This window comes from Naasia sp. SYSU D00057, from assembly GCF_017916505.1.
Classification (GTDB): domain Bacteria; phylum Actinomycetota; class Actinomycetes; order Actinomycetales; family Microbacteriaceae; genus Naasia.
In genome coordinates this window covers 316,475-335,706 of sequence record NZ_JAFMSZ010000001.1, presented here as the reverse complement: position 1 = coordinate 335,706, position 19,232 = coordinate 316,475, and the positions used below count along the sequence as shown (strand labels likewise).

The 19,232-nt window shown below is 69.6% G+C and carries 14 protein-coding genes; 1 reads left to right on the top strand and 13 read right to left on the bottom strand.

The genetic code is table 11. The features are described from left to right. Positions 1–23: 23 nt before the first annotated feature. The 8 genes from J3P36_RS01580 to J3P36_RS01545 are packed head-to-tail and all read right to left on the bottom strand — an operon-like array spanning position 24 to position 8,222. Entirely contained in the window at positions 24–896 is an 873-nt protein-coding gene (locus J3P36_RS01580) for an amidohydrolase (RefSeq protein WP_210505511.1), read from the bottom strand. 2 nt (positions 897–898) lie between these two features. Next, positions 899–1,882 (bottom strand): ABC transporter permease, encoded by a 984-nt coding sequence (locus tag J3P36_RS01575; RefSeq protein WP_210505510.1) that lies wholly within the window; start codon positions 1,880–1,882, stop codon positions 899–901. Further along, entirely contained in the window at positions 1,879–3,375 is a 1,497-nt protein-coding gene (locus J3P36_RS01570) for a sugar ABC transporter ATP-binding protein (protein WP_210505509.1), read from the bottom strand. Before J3P36_RS01570 ends, J3P36_RS01575 begins: the two co-directional genes overlap by 4 nt. Positions 3,376–3,407: 32 nt before the next feature. Then, positions 3,408–4,622, bottom strand: coding sequence for a substrate-binding domain-containing protein (locus J3P36_RS01565; RefSeq protein WP_210505508.1), 1,215 nt, complete (start codon positions 4,620–4,622; stop codon positions 3,408–3,410). Then, positions 4,619–5,641, bottom strand: a complete 1,023-nt coding sequence (locus tag J3P36_RS01560; RefSeq protein ID WP_210505507.1) for an ABC transporter permease — start codon at positions 5,639–5,641, stop codon at positions 4,619–4,621. Before J3P36_RS01560 ends, J3P36_RS01565 begins: the two co-directional genes overlap by 4 nt. Next, entirely contained in the window at positions 5,638–6,846 is a 1,209-nt protein-coding gene (locus J3P36_RS01555) for a M20 family metallopeptidase (protein ID WP_210505506.1), read from the bottom strand. Before J3P36_RS01555 ends, J3P36_RS01560 begins: the two co-directional genes overlap by 4 nt. Before the next feature lie 36 nt (positions 6,847–6,882). Then, the gene (locus J3P36_RS01550) at positions 6,883–7,362 is read right to left on the bottom strand and encodes a pyridoxamine 5'-phosphate oxidase family protein (RefSeq protein WP_210505505.1); all 480 of its coding nucleotides are present in this window, start codon (positions 7,360–7,362) and stop codon (positions 6,883–6,885) included. Next, positions 7,359–8,222, bottom strand: a complete 864-nt coding sequence (locus tag J3P36_RS01545) for an IclR family transcriptional regulator (RefSeq protein ID WP_210505504.1) — start codon at positions 8,220–8,222, stop codon at positions 7,359–7,361. The genes J3P36_RS01550 and J3P36_RS01545 overlap by 4 nt, the downstream gene beginning before the upstream one ends. Positions 8,223–8,384: 162 nt before the next feature. Between J3P36_RS01545 and J3P36_RS01540 the strand changes: the two genes are divergently transcribed. After that, positions 8,385–8,876, top strand: a complete 492-nt coding sequence (locus J3P36_RS01540) for a hypothetical protein (RefSeq protein ID WP_210505503.1) — start codon at positions 8,385–8,387, stop codon at positions 8,874–8,876. A gap of 71 nt (positions 8,877–8,947) precedes the next feature. Here J3P36_RS01540 and J3P36_RS01535 read toward each other — a convergent pair whose 3' ends face one another. From J3P36_RS01535 to J3P36_RS01515, 5 genes are all read right to left on the bottom strand, one after another. Continuing rightward, a complete protein-coding gene (locus J3P36_RS01535; protein ID WP_210505502.1) occupies positions 8,948–9,433 on the bottom strand; it encodes a hypothetical protein in 486 nt (161 codons plus the stop codon). Positions 9,434–9,579: 146 nt separating this feature from the next. Beyond that, positions 9,580–12,915 (bottom strand): DEAD/DEAH box helicase, encoded by a 3,336-nt coding sequence (locus J3P36_RS01530; protein ID WP_210505501.1) that lies wholly within the window; start codon positions 12,913–12,915, stop codon positions 9,580–9,582. A 193-nt stretch (positions 12,916–13,108) separates the two neighbouring features. Continuing rightward, a complete protein-coding gene (locus tag J3P36_RS01525; RefSeq protein ID WP_307806914.1) occupies positions 13,109–14,206 on the bottom strand; it encodes a DNA cytosine methyltransferase in 1,098 nt (365 codons plus the stop codon). Positions 14,207–14,262: 56 nt separating this feature from the next. Then, entirely contained in the window at positions 14,263–16,074 is a 1,812-nt protein-coding gene (gene drmB, locus J3P36_RS01520; protein ID WP_210505500.1) for a DUF1998 domain-containing protein, read from the bottom strand. Continuing rightward, positions 16,055–19,231: a helicase-related protein gene (locus J3P36_RS01515; protein WP_210505499.1), complete on the bottom strand. Its 3,177-nt coding sequence runs from the start codon at positions 19,229–19,231 to the stop codon at positions 16,055–16,057. Before J3P36_RS01515 ends, drmB begins: the two co-directional genes overlap by 20 nt. Position 19,232 lies beyond the last annotated feature (1 nt).

Below are 19,232 nucleotides of genomic sequence, written 5' to 3'. Positions count from 1 at the left end.
GAGGGCGGGAGGCTCCTAGCGGATCAGGGGGACAGGGAGAGGAGCCGGGCGGCGGTGCCGCCGAGGACGGCATCCCGCTCGGCCGGCGACAGGTCGGGAAGGGCGAGCTCGACGATCAGGGATGTCGCGCCGTAGCCGGGCTCGTCGTCGATCCAGGGCGAGTCGGAGCCCCAGAGCGTGCGCTCGGGACCGAACGCCGACACGAGCCGGCGACCGGCGGCGTGCAGGTCCGGGTAGGGGTAGGCCTCGGCGGACAGCGCGTAGTGCCCGGAGAACATGAGCAAGAACCGCGGATGCCCGGCGAGGGCCTCGATGCGCCGGAGCTCCGCCTCTGGCAGCGGATCGGGAAAGCGGGGGCGCCGGTGCTCGTCGACCCGCATGTCGTGCGGGGCGAAGCCGAGGTGGTTGAGCACGACCGCGAGGTCCGGGAGGAGCGTGCCGAGCTCGTCGAGGTGGCCCGCTTGGTCCGGAGGGAGGTAGCTCCACAGGGCGAGGCCCTCGGCCTCGAGGTGCTGGAGCACCGGCCACATCGGCGACTCCCGCAGGGACTTGCCCGGCTCGCCGAGCCACATCGTCCGCAGCGCCCGGAACGGGAATCGCTCCCGCCGGCGGACGAGGGCGGCGACCGGATCCGCGTCCGTCCGCCCCTGCTCGGCCGGGGAGGCTACCGCGACCGCCGCGAACGTCGGCGGCAGCTCCGGAAGGACGCCGGCGACGTACTCGTCGTGCGCGTCGAGGGGCACGAGCACGGCGCCGTCGATGCCCTCCGCGGCGAGACGGGCCCGATAGTCCGCGATCGACGCGGCGCGCTCCGGCGGTGCGAGGTCGTCGACGCCCCGCGGCGACTCGGCGGCGGGGGCGAAGACGTGAGCGTGCGCGTCGATGCGGAGCGGCACCCTCACCTCCGCTTGGCGACGAAGATCGCGACGGCGGCGATGATGATGATGCCCCGGATGAGGTCGGTGATCGTCGACGGGAACTGCAGCAGCGTGATCGAGTTCGTGATCAGCGACAGCAGGGCGACGCCGCCCATCGTGCCGAGCAGCGTGCCGCGGCCGCCGAGGAGCGACGTGCCGCCGATCACGACGACGGTGATCGCGGACAGCTCGAGGCCGGCGCCCGCTGTCGGCGAGCCGACCGAGGAGCGCGAGGCGAGCAGGATGCCGGCGATCGCCGCGAGCAGCCCGGAGGCGATGTAGACCCCGAGCAGCACCCGGGTCGTGTCGATGCCCGCGGCGCGGGCCGAGTGCAGGTCGCCGCCGACCGCGAAGACCTGCTTGCCCCACACCGTGCGGTTGAGCAGGAACCACATCGCGACCACGGCGAGGACGAGCACGAGGAAGGTGTAGGGGATGGGCCCGATCCGCCCGAACGCGAACTCGGAGAGGATCGACGTGACCCGGCCCGCCGGCGTGCTGCTGATCCACAGCGCGGCGCCGTTCACCAGGTAGAGCATGCCGAGCGTGACGATGAACGGCGGCATCCCGAGCAGGGTGATGAGCACGCCGTTGAGGGCGCCGATCAGGGCGCCGAGCACCAGCATCCCGATCAGGACGGGTGCGGTCCGGATCGGGTAGCCGTCGATGAGCACCGCCGTGAGCAGGGTCGTGATCGTCACCATGGCCCCGACCGAGAGGTCGATGCCGCCGGAGAGGATCACGGTGTGCTGGCCGAGCGAGACGAGGCCGAGCACCACGGCGGAGGTGAGAAGCGCGGCGAGGTTGCCGGTGCTCCAGAAGCTCCCGCCGCGCAGCACGGACAGGACGAGGACGAGCGCGGCGACGATCACCCAGACCGCGGCGCCGCGGCGCACGGCGACGGCGACCCAGTTGGGTCGGGGCCGCGTCGGGGCGACGGCCGGGGCGGGGGTGGTGGCGGTCATGATTCGGTTCCCAACGCGAGGTGCATGATCTGCTCGGCGGCGTCGGGGTTGCGCGGGATGTCGCCGACGACGGCTCCGTCCTTGAAGACGAGCACCCGGTGCGAGAGGCCGATCACCTCGGGCAGCTCGCTCGAGGCGAGGAGGATCGCCATCCCGTTCGCGGCGAGCTCGGTGATGATCCGGTAGATCTCGCTCTTGGCCCCCACGTCCACGCCGCGGGTCGGCTCGTCGAGCAGCAGCACGCGGGGCGAGACCCGCAGCCACTTGGCGATGACGATCTTCTGCTGGTTGCCGCCGGAGAGCTGGCGGGCGAGCTGGTCGCCGCCGGCGGCGCGGATGCCGAGCCGCTCACGCTCCTCGGCGAACGCGGCCTTCTCCCTGCCGCCGTCGACCCAGCCGGCCGTGCTGATCGAGCGGAGCGCGGTGAGGGTGCAGTTCTGGCTGACGGGCAGGTCGAGCACGAGGCCGTCGCGCTTGCGCTCCTCGGGCACGAGCACCACGCCCGCGTCGATGGTGGCGCCGAGCGAGGGCCGCAGCGGCCGGCCCTCAACCGCGACGGTGCCCTCGCCGCGGCCGCGCACGCCGGCGAGCGTCTTGAGCAGCCGCGAGCGACCGGACCCGACGAGCCCCGCGAGGCCGACGATCTCCCCGGCGCGCAGCTCGAGGCTGACCGGCGCGACCTCGGCGCCCCGCGGCACCAGGTCCGACACGGTGAGCACCACCTCGTCGCGCGGGGGAGCGGGATCGGGGAAGACGGAGTCGACCTGCCGTCCGACCATCTCCCGGACGATGCGCTCCATCGGGTAATCGACGGCCGGCCCCGTCGAAACAAGCGTGCCGTCGCGCAGCACGGTGACGTCGTCGGCGAGCAGGCGGACCTCGTCGAGGAGGTGGGTGATGTAGACGACGGCCGTCCCCTCCGCCGCGATGGAGCGGACGACGGAGTGCAGGGCCTCGAGCTTGTCGCCGGAGAGGACCGCGGAGGGCTCGTCCAGGATCAGCACGTTGCTGCGCCGGACGAGCGCCCGGGCGATCTCGATCAGCTGCTGGTTCGCGAGGGAGAGGTCGCCGGCGATGGTGCCGAGGTCGAGGCCGCCGAGGTCGACCCGCTCGAGGGCCCGCCGGGCGTGCTCGCGCTGCTCGCGCAGCCGCAGCACGCCGCGGCGGGCGGACTCGTGGCCCATCATCACGTTGTCGAGCACCGTCATCTCCGGGAGCACCGTCAGCTCCTGGTAGACGGGCGTCACGCCGCGGGCGAGCGCGTCCCGGGGGCTGCCGAAGCTCACCTCCTCGTCGGCGACCACGACGGTCCCGCTGTCGGGGGTCTGGTCGCCGGTGAGGATCTTGATGAGCGTCGACTTGCCCGCGCCGTTCTCGCCCAGCAGGGCGTGCACCCGCCCGGGCGCCACCGCGAAGGTGACGCCCGCGAGGGCCCGGACGCCCGGGAAGGACTTCGTCACTTCCCGGGCACCCAGCGCGATGGCTGGCACCATCAGGCTCTCCGTTCCGTCGGGTCAGCGGTCGATCAGGCCTGGCACATCCCGAGCTCGACGAGCAGGTCCTCGGGGGCGCTCGTGGGGACCAGGAGGCCTCCGTCGCAGTCCTCGCGGACGTACTGCTCGCCCTCCTCGTTGGTGAAGCTCGGCGAGTCGATGTAGACCTTGTTGAGCACGGGCTCGCCGTTCAGGAGGTCCATCGCAGTGTCGAGGCACGTGCTGCTCATCTCCGGCGGGAACGTCGAGAGCGCGTAGCGGACGTCGGTTCCCTGAGTGGCGAGCAGGAAGTCGTTCACCGCGTCGCCGGTGATCGGCGGCACCGGCAGCCCGGCCTCCTGGTAGGCCTGCACGACGCCGATCGCGCCGTAGCCGGAGTCCGACCAGATCGCGTCGAGGTCCGGGTAGCTGGCGATCAGGTTCTGCGCCACCGTCTTGGCCACGGTCGGCGACCACTCGGTGTACTGGGTGGTCACGACCTCGATGTCCGGGTACTTCTCGAACGTCGCCTCGGCGGCCGCCTTCTGGTACTCGGCCGTCGGCACTCCGGCGAGGCCGGACAGGATGGCCACCTGCCCCTCGCCGCCGAGCTCCTGCGCGATCCACTCGGCGTACGCCGTGCCGAGGAGGTCGTACTGCCGCGTCACCGTCGACACCGCCTGGCTCGACTCGGGCAGGATGCCGGAGCAGAGCACGACCGGGATGCCCTGGGACACCGCCGCCTGCACCTGTCCCGCGATGCCCTCGCCCATCGGCACGACGACCATCGCGTCGGGGTCCTGGCTCGCGAGCTGCTGGATGTTGTCCACCTGCTGGGTGGCGTCGCCGTTGGCGGCGGCGTAGAGCACGTCGACCCCGAGTTCCTCCGCGTGGTAGTTGAACGCCTCCTCGCTGAGGACGCCCCACGAGTTGGTCGGTCCCTGGGCGGCGAAGGCGATGCGGTAGGCGTCGCCCTGCTTCGGCTCGGCCGCCCACGTCTCCGGGTCGACCTCGCACACCTCCTCCTCGACGGGGGTGAGCTCGGAGAGTCCGAACGCCTCGGCGACGGAGCTCCACGACTCCTCGTAGGTGGCCTGCGCCTCCTCGGCGTTGATGCAGTCCTCGGCCGCGCCGGTGCCGCCGCCTCCGCCGGAACCGGCGCCTTCCTGCTCGGCGCTGCAGCCGGCGACCGCGACGAGCGTCGCGAAGCCGACGGCGGCGGCCAGAATCCGGCGGGATCGTGCCCGTCGGAACGCTGTGTTCGTCATTGCTTTCCCTTTCTCGGTGTTGCTCTGGTGGTTCGGGCTCTGGGGGAGAGGAGGCCGAGTCCGCGGTTCTGCAGGAACACGGCGAGCAGGATGACGCCGCCGGAGACCACGAGCTGCGCTCCGCCGCCGGCGCCGAGCTGGATCAGCCAGGTCAGCAGCGCGGCGAGCAGCACCACGCCCAGCACCGTCTGCGAGATGCGGCCCTTGCCGCCGGTCAGCGCGATGCCGCCGATCACCGCCGCGGCGATGGAGTCGAGGTCGAGGCTGCGCACCAGTGCCGCGTCAACGAAGCCGATGAAGCTGGAGTTGATGAGACCGGCGAGCACGCCGGCAAGCGAGGAGAGGATGTAGCAGGACGCGATGACGATCCCCGTGCGGATGCCGGACATCCGCGCGGCCTCGCGGTTGAGCCCAGTGGAGTAGACGCGCCGCCCCGCGGTGGTGCGGCCGAGCGCGATCCCGGCGACCAGCGCGAGCACGGCGAAGACGACGAGCGGGACCGGGATCTCCCAGATCCGGCCGCCGCCGAGCCAGCCGAGGGCGTCGGGGATGTTGCCGGAGGGCGCGCCGCGGGTCCAGGCGATGATGACGCCCTGGATGAGCACGAAGGACGCGAAGGTCGCGACGAACGGCGGCACGTTGCGCAGCACGACGAGCCCCGCGTTGACGAGGCCGACGGCGAGGCCCGCGAGCACCGCGAGGACGACGCCGACGAGGAGCCGGCTGTCGCTGCCCGCGCTGTACGTGGCGAGCACCACCGAGGTGAGCGCCATCACGCCGCTGATGGAGAGGTCGATGCCGCCGACGAGCAGCACGAGGGTCTGACCGAGCGCGGCGATGCCGATGAGGCCGATCTGGAACATCACGAGCCGCGCCACTTCGAGCGAGTAGAACTGCGGCGTCGTGACCGCGGCGAGCACCAGCACGAGCACGAGCCCGGTCAGCGGCGCGACGACGCCGGAGATACGGGCGAGGCGGGCGGAGGGAGCCCTGGTGGGTGCGGCGGGCGCGGCGGTCATGCGCGGTCCTCTCGGGGGGAGGTGCAGAAGCCTTCGATGAGCGAGCGGTAGAGGTCGACGCTCTTCCGGACCGCGGCGACCGACACCCACTCGTCGGCACCGTGCGCGCGGGCGAGAAGTCCGGGGCCGAGGGCGGGCAGCGAGGGGATCCCGGTGCGGGCGAACCAGCTCGTGTCCGTGGTGCCCGGGAAGACGGAGAGCGGGGCCGCGTGCCCGAGGGTGGCCTCCATGGCCCGCTGCACGGCCTGGACGAGGCGGTCGTCGCCGCGGACCCGGGTGCCGTCGATCCAGTGGTGCGGGGCGTCGTCGAAGTCGACGTCGACGTGGGCACCCGACTCCTGCCGCCACGGCTCGATCGCGGAGCGGAGATCGCCGAGCAGCCGCTCATCCGTCATGCCCGGGAGGGTCCGCACCTCGACGGTGGCCGTCATCCGCTCGGGGAGCACCCCGTATCCCCAGCCGCCCCGGTAGGTGAGGCCGGGATTGACGGTGGCGGCCCAGTCCCGGAGCCCGTCCTCGTCGGCGGGGATCGCGACATCGACGGACCGCCGCAGGGCCGAGACGGCGTCGGCGAGGTCGGCGCCGGCATTCCGCCGGTCGAAGATGGCGGAGAGGCTTGAGTGCCCCTGGACGCCGCGGGCGGTTACGGTGAAGCGGCCGAGGCCGCGACTGACGACGTGCAGGCTGTCGTAGTCGTCGCGGATGCCGCCCGGCTCGCCGATGACGAGGCCGTCGGCGTCGAGGTCGAGCACCTCGGCGACGTGCTTCGCCCCGTACTCGGCGCCGTTCTCCTCGTCCGCGGTGAAGAGCAGGCTCAGCTTCCCGGAGGCGAGCTCTGCTCCGCGGACGACTTCGCCCGCGGCGACCACCATGGCGGCGACGGCCGCCTTCATGTCCGCGGAGCCGAGCCCGTAGAGCCGGTCGCCGTCGATGTCGGCGCCGAACGGGTCGACGGTCCACTGCGCGGCGCCGACCGGCTTCGTGTCGAGGTGCCCGGAGAGGACGAGGTGCGATCCGCCCGGCCCGAAGCCGACCGTGGTGAGGAGGTTCGGCCGGGACGCCTCCTTCGCGATGACCTGCGGGGCCGGGAGCCCGGCCTCGGCCAGTGCCTCTGTGATCACGCCGGCGACCGCGACCTCGTCCCCGTCCAGCACCGGGCTGGGCGTCCGGACGAGCCGTTGCGCGAGCTCGATCACATCGGTCACTGGCTCGTCCTCACCGGGGCTGTCGGTCGGTGCGTGTCACTTGTACTTCTCGGCCCACTCGACGCCCTGCCAGGTCTGCATGTTGATCGGGTCGAGGCGGAAGAGCCAGCGGGGCTTGTCGCGGGTGGGCTCGAAGTACTGGAGGCCGTGCTCGCCGAGGTAGCGGAGGGACATCCGCTCGGCGATCGGGACCCAGGCGCCGCCGACGTTCGGCTCCTCCATGAGCACCGCCTTGCACTGTGCGGCGACCTTCCGCTGGCCGGCGGCCTCGTCGACGGTGATGGCGCACCGTTCGTCGCCGGCGAGGTACTCGGCCCAGGCGGACTTCCTGCGCGGCACGACCCAGAAGGAGCTGCCGTCCCACTCGTGCCAGCAGGGCACGACGTAGGGCCAGCCGTTGCCGTCGAGGCAGGCGAGCCGAGCGATGATCCCCTCGGCGAGGAACTGGTCGAGCTCCTCGTTCTTGAGGACGCCGATCTTCCCGCGCCAGCTCTCGTCCTGCGTGGTGGTGGTCATGTGGTCGTTCCTTCCTGCGGCACGACTGCGTCGTCGGCCGCGGAGTCGATGGATGCGGGGGAGGCGGTTGCGCGGTATCCGGCCCTGGCCGACAGCTCGGCGGCCGCGGCGACGACGCGCGGGGCGAGCCGGTGGACGTCTTCGTGCGAGAACCGGTAGGCGGGGGCGGACACCGAGATGGCGGCCACCACGTCGCCGTGATGGTCCCGGACGGGCGCCGCGACGCAGCGGACGCCCTCCTCGTTCTCGATCTCGTCGGTCGCGTATCCGCGGTTCCGGATGCGGTCGAGCTCCGCGGCCAGGGCGTCGCGGTCGGTGATCGTGTTCTCGGTGCGCCGGACCAGTTCGCCCGCGAGCAGCGCCGCCCGCTTCTCGGGGGAGGTGTAGGCGAGCAGCGCCTTGCCGATGCCGGTGCAGTGCAGCGGATTGCGCGATCCGGTCCGCGCTGCCGGGCGCACCGGCTGCGGGCTGCTGACGGCGGCGACATAGAGCACGGAGTCGCGGTCGAGCACGCCGAGGAAGCAGGTCTCGTTCGTCTCGGCGACGAGCCCGTCGAGGATGTCGGCCGCGAGCCGGGTCAGGTCGAACGAATCGAGGAACGCCTGCCCCCAGCCCGCCACCCGGGGCCCCAGGCGATAGAGGTTTTGGCCGTCGAGGCGGACAACGCCCAACTCCACGAGCACGTCCACGAGCCGAACCGCGGTCGCATGCGGCAGCCCGGTCCGCTGGCCGATGTCGGTCAGGCGCAGCGGCCGAGGGCTGCCCGCAAGCAGGTCGACGACGGCGACTCCCTTGACGAGCCCCTTCGCCGATCCCGATATGGACGAGAGATCCAGAACCGATCCGGACATGGTGTCCATATCGGAGACCCGAAGCGGCTCGAGCGCAAGGGCCTAAAGGGAAGGTGGGATCAGGAACGATCATCCCTAGGTAGTCGGCGGTCTCTGCGCGCGTTCGACATCGCCGTTGATGCGGGGTCGGCGCCTGCCGCGCCTGCCCTCCGCGCGCCATAGGGTCGAGGCATGGAGTCGACCCGCGCGCGCCTGTCCCAGTCCGGCTTCGAGGGCTTCGTCCCGGTCGCAAACCTCGGGACGGCGGCCGTCCCGGAAGAGCCCGGCGTCTACGTCGTCCTGCTCGAAGGGACGGAGCCGCCCGTCTTCCGCGTCGAGAGCGTGGGCGGCTGGTTCAAGGGCAAGGACCCGTCGGTGTCCGTCGACTCCCTCAGCGACGCCTGGATCGACGGCGCGGAGCTCCTCTACGTCGGCGGAACGGGCGACGGCGACAGCGCCGGCACGCTGCGGACCCGGCTCGAGCAGCTGCGCCGGTTCGCGGCGGGGGAGCCGGTCGGGCACACCGGAGGGCGCTACCTCTGGCAGCTGCGGGACCGGCACCGCCTTGTCGTGGCGTGGAAGCCGGTCGACTCCGGCGAGGTAAAGGCGGCGAAGAAGGACCTGCTCGCCGAGTTCTGGGACGAGCACGAGGCGCTGCCGTTCGCCAACCTCAACTGGAGCTGAGTGGGATCCGGGCGATACTGACGGCGCCGTCCTGCTGACGCACGCTGTCGCAGTGCGCCTGCCCGGAGAGGTCAGGGAATCGGGACGTCGAGCGCCTCGAGGACCCGGGCCGAGTCGATGATCCGGCTGGCCGACCAGTCGTAGCCGCAGCTGCCGCAGTGCCACGGCGCCAGGTCCTGCTCGTCGTGGCCGCCGGCGAGCATCAGCTCGACCCAGTCCACCGCCTCACGGGGCTCGGACCCCGCCGCCTCGTGCCCGTCCGCGTCCCACGACTGCTGCCGGCACTCCGGGCAGCGCTGCGGACGCCGCCGCTGCGCGGCAACAGCCGTCTGGAAATCGGGGTCGTCGACCAACTGGAGAATCTCGGTGGTGTCGACGACGAAGATGTCGGAGTTCCCGATCCGAGCGAGGCTGAAGAAGTGGCCGCTCAGCGCCAGCGCCTCGGCGCCGCGGGAGGGGATGTCGAGGACGTCGGCCAGCTGCGTCAGCGGTACGAGTCCGCGCAGTCCGCCGATTCCGTCGACCACTGCCAGGCGGGGGTACGAGTATGCAGTCACGCGTGTCCTTCATTCGGAGGACTTCAGTCAACGTTGCGCCCCGGTGTCCGTCAAGTGCCCACAATGGGTCAGATCAGCCGCTCAGCAGGAATTCTTCGTCCTGAGCCACCCGATCTGCCGCACGCGTCCGGTCCTCGAGAGAGGGGTCAACTCTCCAGGAGACCCCGGATGTCCTCCGCCGTCAGCGCGGAGCTGAACAGCTGCTCGTCGTCGATGACGGCATCGAAGAGGCGGGCCTTCTGCTCCTTGAGGGCCATCACCTTCTCCTCGATCGTGTTCGCCGCCACCATGCGGTAGACGTTCACCGACCGGGTCTGGCCGATTCGATGGGTGCGGTCGATGGCCTGCTCTTCGGCGGCCGGGTTCCACCACGGGTCGAGCAGGAACACGTAGTCGGCCTCGGTGAGATTGAGGCCGAAGCCACCGGCCTTGAGGCTGATGAGGAACACGGGCGCATCGCCCTCGCGCCACCGCTCGAGCACCTCGGCGCGGCGGGTCGTCGACCCGTCGAGGTACTCGTACCTGATGCCTGCCTTGTCCATCCGGTCGCGCGCCTTGCCGAGGAACGACGTGAACTGGCTGAACACGAGCGCCCGGTGCCCCTCGGCGAGGACGTCGACGAGGTTCTCAAAGAGCACGTCGAGCTTCGCGGACGGGAACGCGTACTGCTCGTCGATGAGGGACGCGTCGAGGCTCAGCATCCGCAGCAGGGTCAGGGAGCGGAAGACGATGAACCGGTTCTTGTTGAGGTCGGGCAGCAGGCCGAGCAGCTTCTGCCGCTCCCGCTGCAGCACCGTGTCGTAGAGGCGGCGGTGCTTGGGGGAGAGGTCGACGGAGAGGATCTGCTCCTGCTTCGGCGGCAGGTCCTTGGCGACCAGCTCCTTGGTGCGGCGCATCATCAGCGGCCGGATGCGCCGGCGCAACCGGGTCAGCTTGTCGGCGCCGCTGCCCGCCGCGACCGGCTTCACGTAGTCATCGCGGAACTTCCGGCCGGACGGGAACAGCCCGGGCGCGACGATCCGAAAGATCGACCACAAGTCGGTGAGGCTGTTCTCCATCGGCGTGCCCGTGATCGCCAGCTTGAACGGCGTCTCCAGGGCGACCGCGTTCTCGTGCGCTTGCGAGTCGGCGTTCTTCACGAACTGCGCCTCGTCGAGCACGAGACCCGCCCAGCCGACGGATGAGTAGGCGCCGAAGTCGAGCCGGAAGAGTGCGTAGGAGGTGACGACGAGGTCGGCGCCGCGTGCCTGGTCGGCGAGGAGCCGGCCGGACTTCTTCTCCGTCTCGGTAATCCCGGCGACGGCGAGGTGCGGCGCGAACCGCTTCGCCTCGGCGAGCCAGTTGCCGACCACCGAGGTCGGCGCGACGACGAGGAAGGGACGCCGCTCGTCCTCGGGCGTCTCGTTCTGGGCGTGGGCGACGAGGGCGAGGGTCTGCAGCGTCTTGCCGAGACCCATGTCGTCGGCGAGGACGCCGCCGAGCCGGTGCCGCCAGAGGAAGGCGAGCCAGTCGAAGCCGTCCTGCTGGTAGGGGCGGAGGGTGGCGTCGATGCCGGCGGGCAGGGGAGTGTGCTCGAGCTCGCCGTCGACGGTGAGGTCGAGGAGGCCCGCGACGGACTCGCGCCAGGCGACGGCCTGCTCGGTCTCCTCGGCGAGGTCCTCGAAGTCGGCCCAGAGGCTCGCATGGTAGCGGCTGATGCGGAGGCCGGTCTCCCACTCGTCGAGCTCGGACGCCTCGGCGAGGAGATCGCGGAGCTGGTCGAAGACGGGCTGGCTGAGGCTGAGGTAGGAGCCGTCGACGAGGAGCAGCTTATTCGCGCCCTTGGACAGGGCCTTGAAGAGCGGCTGGAACGGGATCGTCTGCCCGTCGACCTTGACCATGACGCCGAGGTCGAACCAGTCGCGCTTGTCCGTCTCGACCGTCGACACGGTGAGCGAAGGGGCGCCGGTCAGCTCGCGGTAGTCGGGCTGCTTGCCCTTCACGTCGACCCGAACGTGCTCGAGGGAGCGGATGAGCGGCAGCTCGGTCGCCGTGAACTCGGCCGCGTCGATGCCCTCGAGGGTGCGCGAGGGCACGTCGGCCGCGCTCGGGTAGAGGGCGCGAATCTGCTCCAGCTGCTCGCGCTCGGCGGCCGGCTCGCGGAAGCCCTGGTCCCCGGTCGGGGCGAGGGGCGCCTTGCTACCGTCGTACTCCCAGCCCCAGTCGAGCTTGAGCTTGTGTCCAGCGGAGTAGGTCGCGGTGAGGACGAGGGTGGGGGTCGGCGGCTGCGGCAGCTCGACGGACTCGTCGGGGCTCGTGACGGGGACCGTGCGGCGGAGGGTCGGGTAGTAGGAGGTGAGGAACTCGTCGGCATCGCGCGCCGGCACGACGACCGTGCTGCGGTTGGCGAGGAGTTGCCGCTGCTCGGCGGTGACCGGGGCGGCGGTGGGCGCGAGCGCGAGCTTCGACTCGGCGTCGGGCTCCCAGACGTAGACGCCGTGGTCGCCGAGGAGCCGGGCGGCACGGACCGGGTGGCTCTCCCCATCGATCCGGACGGCGGGGGAGACGCGGAGGTCACCCGGCCTGCCGTCCTCGTGCTCGGCGACGATCTCGACCGCGATGGTCGCCTCCTCGCCGAGCGTGACGCGCTCGCCCTTCTTGCCGGCGAGCAGCTCGACACCGAGATCGGCGGCGGACCGCAGCAGCGGCCAGAGGAGGGGGCTGGTGAGGTCGTCGAGGTAGATCCAGTCGGCCTCGGAGTACCCGTACACGCCGCGACTCGAGCGGTTGAGGGCGGCGATCTGGGCCAGCCAGCTCTGGTGGTCGGGGTTGAGGCCGAGCCGGCCCGTGTGGTGGCCGACGGTGCTCCACGTCACGGTGTTGCGCACCCAGTTCCCGGCGCCGCTGCGGGCGACGGGGCGGATGCCGAGCCGGAGCTCGGCGGAGGAGGGGGTGCGGATGTCCGCCGCGCGGCCGGATGCGCCCCGCCAGCGGTCGCGGAGGGCGCCGATCTCGCGGACCTCGAAGAGGAGCCCCATCGGGATCAGCTCGCGGCGCCTGCCGGAGTCCTCTGACGCGGCGCTCGGCTTAGTGAGCGCGGCGACGGCGGTCTTCCAGCTCGGCTCGTTGACGGCGGGAGCGCTCGTGCTCGGCGTCCCGTGGACCGGCTCGGCTGGCTTCTCGGCGAGCTGCTCCTGCATGGTGAGAAGGTTCCGGCGGATCAAGGTCGCGGCGACGTGCTTGCAGTTGCCGCCCACCGGACAGGTGCAGGAGCTCGTGACGTCCGACGGGTGCTCCGAGCGGAACCGGATGCGGCTCTCGTACGGAACCCGGGCGGTGCCCCGCACGTGGCCGCTGAGCACGTGGTGCTCGGCGTCCCACGTGGTGTCGAGCACGGCGCCGCGCGACGCGTACTCCTGGCCGCGGGAGAACGACGCCGGTCCGACGTGCCGGGAGATGTCACGGATGTCGAGGAAAGGCTGCTCCTCGCTCCACACAGACATTTTTCCAAGGGTAGTCGCCGCACGACCCGCCCTTCCTCGAGGCGAGCAGCATGCCTATGCCCACTAGCCGCATTGGGTCGATCGGCCTGCTCGCCGTCTAGTCGTACCTACAGCTGCGGCAGTGCCAGGGCCTGGAGTGATACTTGGCCTTACGGAAGGCCGAACGGAGAAGCTCGCGCCCAGCGAGGATTCCCTACAAGGTACTCGCGAGAAGTCTTCCGATAGCGGCTCCGAGCGGGATCGGTACCGCGTTGCCGATCTGACGTGCGATATCCGTCCGCGATCCTACGAAGCGGTGGTCAGCACTGAATCCTTGAAGCAGCGCCGCCTCGTAGTGAGTGATGGCCCGATCCTCGTCAGGATGGATGTACCGCCCCTTCTCGGGCTTGAAGAACTCCGTCCTGATCGTCACCGACGGGCGGTCCCATCGGAGCCTTCCCATTACATCGCCCGACCCGCTCTTGTGCTTGGTCCAGCAGGGCGACATCAACTCGGGATATGGCTCCAGGTGGCGACGATTGCCTCCTGCCGGGATCACAGCGAATCGCTTCAAGGAGAGGTCGGTGTACTTGCGGCTCCAGTGGAGGTCGCGCACCTGGAAGGCACCTGCAAACTCCTTGCCTCGGAACCGGGTGGACTTCTCGGCGAAGACGTGGTCGCGGTCAGGCACGCGGGGAACCCGCTTCAGCGCGTCCTCGACGGTTACATGCGGCAGGAGCCCGGTCGCCTTCCAGTCGGCGGAGTGAGTGGCTTCCGGGAAGCCGGGGAACCCCAAGTCCCTCCGATACCCGATGATGACAGTCCGACGCCGCGACTGTGGCGCGCCGAAGTCGGCGGCGTTGAGGATGGTGGCCTCGAAGCCGTAGTCCTCCAGCATGCCGCCCTCGCTCGTCGCCTCTTTGAAGAGCGCGTACTGCGGGGACTTCTTGAATTCAGCGACGTTTTCCACGACGAAGTACTTCGGCGTCGCTCGACGGATGGTGCGCGCGTACTCCATCCAGAGCGAGTTGCGTTCGTCCTCGACATCCTGCTTACCCAGACTGGAGAAGCCTTGGCAGGGAGGGCCGCCGATGATTAGGTCGGCCCGGGGCACATCCTCGTCGTCGAGCCAGGTCTTGATGTCCCCTGCGTACACAAGCCCACGTCCGTAGGTCGCCTCATACGACGCTGCGGCTGCCATGTCCCACTCGACGGCGCCTACGGTCCGGAAGCGATCCGACGCAGCATGGAGGCCGGACGTGAGCCCTCCTGCTCCCGCGAACAGGTCGAGAACCGTGATTTCCTGCGCCACCGCGTCAATCTATGTTTCAACGAGGCGCCACGGTCGGAGGCGCGCCGACCAGAGAATCACGAGGTCGCGACGCCGCGTCGCACCGCTGGCAGGACCGCCTCCAGCAACCCCGGCACGTCGCTTCCGCCGAGGACGAGCTGACGATCCAGAAGCCGGTTGCCGGTCTCGCACGACGTCTCGCTGACAAGGGCGCATCCGTGACACGCGGACAGATTCAGCTGGGACGATCCCTGCCTGTCGCTCTCTCTGCACACTGGGTCGTTCGAGCACACGTCCGCGTCGTCCAGCGCCGTGATGAGGAGAGGGAACAGGTGGCGAGGCTCGCCAAGACGCACTAGCCCTCCGAGCGTGCCCTGAGCATCTCCCGCCGCCGTGTAGATGAGGACCCCGGCCGTCTTGTCCGCCCGGTCCGAATTCGCGTAGACGCGTTCCTGTAGAGAGGCCGACGCGTAGCCGCTCGCGAAGGCAAGACGCCGAATGAGCAGGTGCGCGATCGTGTGGAGCGCGATGAAACGCGGTTCCGGAACATCCAGGCGAACTGCCCATGCAGAGTGCGCTCGACGGTCGACGAGGATGTTCGCCCGAGCGGAAACCGCCGGCTGGCTCTCCCACTCGGAAATTGCGTCCTCGTCGAACTGGAGGAAGATGCCCTCGCCGAACATCTCGATCGCGGGATAGACAGTGCGATGCCTCGGGTCCTTGTCCAGATCCGCGGGAATGAACGACGCTTCAGGACTGTGCCGGCGGAACCCCTTGAGCGCTCGTACCTCACGCACCCGATGCACCTGACCGATACCGGCTATCACTCGGCGAAGCTCCCGCGGCGCCTCTTCGATCCGGTCGGCCTGCCATCCATCGACCACGAAGTCGCCGTTGGAGCCGTCGCGGCCCGCCTTGATCTTCTTCACGAAGGCCGCCCACTCACCGTCCTTCAAATCGAGCAGGGGTGACTCCGCGTCGCTTCCAGACAGGGCGACAGCGAGCACAGCCTCTGAACTGATTCCTAGCTCCTCCCCGATCCACCCGGCGATCTGCTCCGACCGAGGGCCGCCGTTGTCGGCGACGACCCGTTCGTACAGATCGTGCGTGCGGATCTTCTCCGCCATCTCTATCGAGTGAGGCTTCTCCTCCGGGATGTCCAGGGCGGATACCCGCTCGGCGATGTAATTGCCGGTGGCCCCGCGCTGCACGGCGACGAGATGCGCGTCGCAAGGAGTCGAGGCCGGCGCCACCGGTTCCCAGGGCTGCCTCCCGTCGCAGCGGATCCCGTCTCGCAGGAGGGCGTCCTTGCCCACAAGTTCGGCCAGGGAGCGTGAGCGCTTGCAAGCGCCGCAGACCACCAGGAGCGACGCGAGCCCCTCGCCGCGTTTTGTGGATCGCTCGAAGCGAAGCTCCCGGTAGGCACGACAGAACCGCACCTCCTCCGTGACGCCGTCGTCGTGCCCGCGATGCGTCCACATGAACCATGGGATGTCCTGCACGTGGCTCCCACTCACGCACACGGCCACATATCTCATCGGCACCAGCGCCCCGCCGCACTGGCAGGAGTTGCGCCACCGCCCCTTCTCGCTCCGCGTCAACTGAGAGAGGCTTCCGCATCGTTCGCAGAATCGCCATGCGGGGAACCTCCAGTACGGAAGGCTGAAGGTGTCCGTGGCGGCTCTGCCCGCATGGGCCGGGGGCTGTCGCAGAACCCCACCGCCCAGACGAGCCAGGAGGCGATCGCACGAGATCTCCGGCGCCGTACGCCGGTCCCACCACGATGTGTCGGGGGCGATCAACGATTCCCCACGAATGTCAACGATCGCCCCCACGCCGAAGGGGGAGATCGTCTCCGACAGACGGAGATCATGCCGGATCTTCTGCACGCTGTACCTCCTGCATTGGTTCTTGCACCTCGACGGCCACGTTGGGTTCCACGGACCTCATCGAGTCGGCCACGAGCCACCCCTCGCCCGTTTGCCCGAATCGGAGCACGAGGGCCGAGGACTCGGCGCGGCGCCGCTCGTAGTGGAGTGCCTCGCCGTCCTCTCGCGCCTTCTTGGCGCGGCGATCCCAATCGCGCAAGAGCTGCCAGAGTTGATCGGTTGCGGCCTCGGCTTCGCCGGCCTCGGCGCGGGCGACAAGCGAAATCAGCCGTTCCACGAGCGGGTCGAGCTGCGAACGGAAGCCGGGATCATCCAGGTCGAGTGATCCTGCCGCCGCGTCACCGGCCAGCGCCGGAAATGAGTGGCGCAGAAGTGCCACGAGCGCTCCCGCCAAAGAACGGTCGCGCGAAGACAGTGACCAGGGGGTCACGCTTGTCGGCTCAACGCCACGGTAGAGCGCGTCGTGATAGCTGCGGAAGGTCTCGAAGTGCGACCTGTCGCGGGCTCGATTCGACCGGAACAGAGTGACGACGATGCCGTTGACCGACCCGCGACCGACGCGGCTGGTGGCTTGAATGTACTCGGCCGTGGTCTTCGGCTGACCCACCATGAGCATCAGAGCGAGCCGTTGCACGTCGATGCCGACCGAGAGCATGTTGGAGGAGAGCACCACGTCGACCGCCGACCCCGGCTCATCAGCGCTGGCACGCAGCAGGCGCAGGTCATTGGGAAGTTCCTCGGGACCGCGCCGGCTCGTCAACTCGAGGACGGCAGAGGCACGCACCCGGCGCAGAGCCGCATCCAGCCGCTCGGCACGCGTCTCCAGGCGGCCGTTGATGTCGTCCAGCAGGAGTGCCCCGCTACGGCCCAACTCCCGCAGCGAGTTGTGGTACATAACCAGCGTCCAGTAGGGGTCCCGCCGGCGGTCGACGCCCTCGGACTCGAGGACCACTTCCGGAATCTCCAGCAGGGGTGACGCCGCAGCGACCAGCGCGGTCGCCTGGGACACGCTCTGCGGCATGAGACCGACGTACAGCCTTCCCTCCCCGGAAGTCACCGGTCGTGCGAAGAAGGTCTCGTCACCGTTGAGACCGGCGGGGGGATACAGCGCGACCGAACGGCCGTACAGGCCGCGGACCTGGTCGGTGGAAGCGCGGATCGTCGCAGTGGACGCGATGATCTTCGGCTTCGAGCCCCCGCGGTTCAAGAGCAGCTGTATCACCGCGTCGAAGACAGCCACTGTCGTGCCGAGAGGGCCGGACAGGAGGTGCAACTCGTCCTGGATGATCAACTCGGGCCGCCGGTATGGAGTTCCGATACCAAGCAACCGCCCGGCACGCTCGTTGAACTGCAGTCGCGCGAACTTGTCTACGGTTGCCAGAAGGATGGTGGGCGGCTCGTCGTAGAGGACGTCATCGACCACCGCCATAGGCAGCTCGCGTTCGGCGAAGGGGCAAGCGTCGTTGATGCACTGGAAGACGACGTCGTTCCCCGCCTCGCGCGCCCCGTATGAGCGCCGGGAGTCGTCCTTGGTCTCGGGCACGAGTTCCGTTAGACACCACGGACACTCGGTGATCTGGAACTCGTTGGCCTCTCGAGGACTCCGCGCCTTGTACAGCCGCTCAAGCGCGTGCCTCGCACTGCCCCGGCTGCCCGGGGTTGCCTCGTTGCCGACCCAAAGGCCGATCGAGAACGGGCCCATGCCTCGTGCGCGCGTGTCGCTGGCCCGCAAGAGCTCCATCGCGCAGATCAGGGACGCTGCCCGTTGGAACTGTTGAGAGGTGAGGAGCCGCAGGGTGTACCTGGTGATCACCGCGGTGCCCGCCCCGGCTGCCCCGAAGCGGATCCGGCGGAGGAAGATCGCCACCGCAGCGACGCCCAGATACGCCTCGGTCTTGCCACCGCCTGTCGGGAACCAGATCAGATCCACCAACTCGCGCTCGATGTCTCTCTCATCGAGGGTAGACGCGAGCGTGACAAGGATGAAGCCCAGCTGGAAGGGCCGCCAGGCGGGCCGGGGGTCGACTTCGCCCCTCGCGATGGCCGCTTGCAGCATCTGCTCGCGCATCGCCGCCATGCCGAGCGCGAATGCTGTCCTGATCTGCTGGTGCGTCGGGTCCTCGAGCAGGGACACGCCGCTGCTCATCCGCTCCGCAGCGCGTCCAGCACGGGCGACGATCGCGCTGGCGTCATCTCCTAGCCGCTCGGCGTCGCGCGCCTGTGCCAGAACCCAGCCCTGGAACTCCTCGACGAAGGACCACAACGAGGCGACCACTTCCTCCGGCTCGGAATCGATGGTCTGCAAGAAGTCGAGGTCGAGGGCTCGCGCCGCTTCACTGTCAGCTCCGAGGCTCGTCTGCGCGATCGCGGGCACGACGAACGCAGGCACCGGATCCAGATACACCTTGGTGCACTCCCCGCTCGGCCCGACGTCCCAGCCTGCGGCCATTCCGTGCCCGACCGCGAATACTCTGCGGTCGCGATATCGGACTCGGAGTTCGCGCGATTCCGAATCGACATCGATCGCGCGGGAGACGTCGTACTCGAGAATCCGGGCGCCGGTCCGGGGGCGCACACCCAGCTCTACCTGGAAGAGCATGCGGGCGATGTCCTCGCGGTCGTTGCCCGTGGATTCCGTCTGAACCCGTACGTGCGTCGTGACCAGGTAGCCAGCCCCGTATGCCCGCCATCGGGATCCGACCTCGACGCTCACGGATCCGAGTGTCATCTGACGATGGGTTGTAGTTCGGGTCAGTTCGAGCGCCGGAAACGAGTGAGCCTGCCGTCGCCAACGGGCGGGACCGTCGTCCATCACCGGCGAGTAGGTGGCCGCCGAGAAGTCGCACAGGACCGATTCACCATCGGTGACGAGCGAGACGGCGGTCGAGGAGGGCCGCCAGTCCTCAGCGAGGGGGACGGACGCGTCGTTCTCTTCTACCTCCCCCCTCTCCACGTCCGCTTCCAGGAAGCCGTCGGACGTATCGGGTTGCCGCTCATCCGTGGAAACCGACGAGTCGCTCTCGGCTGGGAACAGCATGCCGACGGAGTACTGCAGGGACGGTCGATTGATCAGGACCTCATCGTCGCCCTGCTCCGGACCGACATACGCCTTCCGGATGTGGTCGAGGGCGATTGCCTGCGCCTTCGTGAGAGTCATT

Excerpts from the sequence above, each read along its gene's own strand:
- J3P36_RS01575 (WP_210505510.1), bottom strand. The coding sequence starts at position 1,882 with ATGACCGCCACCACCCCCGCCCCGGCCGTCGCCCCGACGCGGCCCCGA.
- J3P36_RS01570 (WP_210505509.1), bottom strand. The coding sequence starts at position 3,375 with ATGGTGCCAGCCATCGCGCTGGGTGCCCGGGAAGTGACGAAGTCCTTC.
- J3P36_RS01565 (WP_210505508.1), bottom strand. The coding sequence starts at position 4,622 with ATGACGAACACAGCGTTCCGACGGGCACGATCCCGCCGGATTCTGGCC.
- J3P36_RS01560 (WP_210505507.1), bottom strand. The coding sequence starts at position 5,641 with ATGACCGCCGCGCCCGCCGCACCCACCAGGGCTCCCTCCGCCCGCCTC.
- J3P36_RS01550 (WP_210505505.1), bottom strand. The coding sequence starts at position 7,362 with ATGACCACCACCACGCAGGACGAGAGCTGGCGCGGGAAGATCGGCGTC.
- J3P36_RS01545 (WP_210505504.1), bottom strand. The coding sequence starts at position 8,222 with ATGGACACCATGTCCGGATCGGTTCTGGATCTCTCGTCCATATCGGGA.
- J3P36_RS01540 (WP_210505503.1), top strand. The coding sequence starts at position 8,385 with ATGGAGTCGACCCGCGCGCGCCTGTCCCAGTCCGGCTTCGAGGGCTTC.
- J3P36_RS01530 (WP_210505501.1), bottom strand. The coding sequence starts at position 12,915 with ATGTCTGTGTGGAGCGAGGAGCAGCCTTTCCTCGACATCCGTGACATC.
- J3P36_RS01515 (WP_210505499.1), bottom strand. The coding sequence starts at position 19,231 with ATGACTCTCACGAAGGCGCAGGCAATCGCCCTCGACCACATCCGGAAG.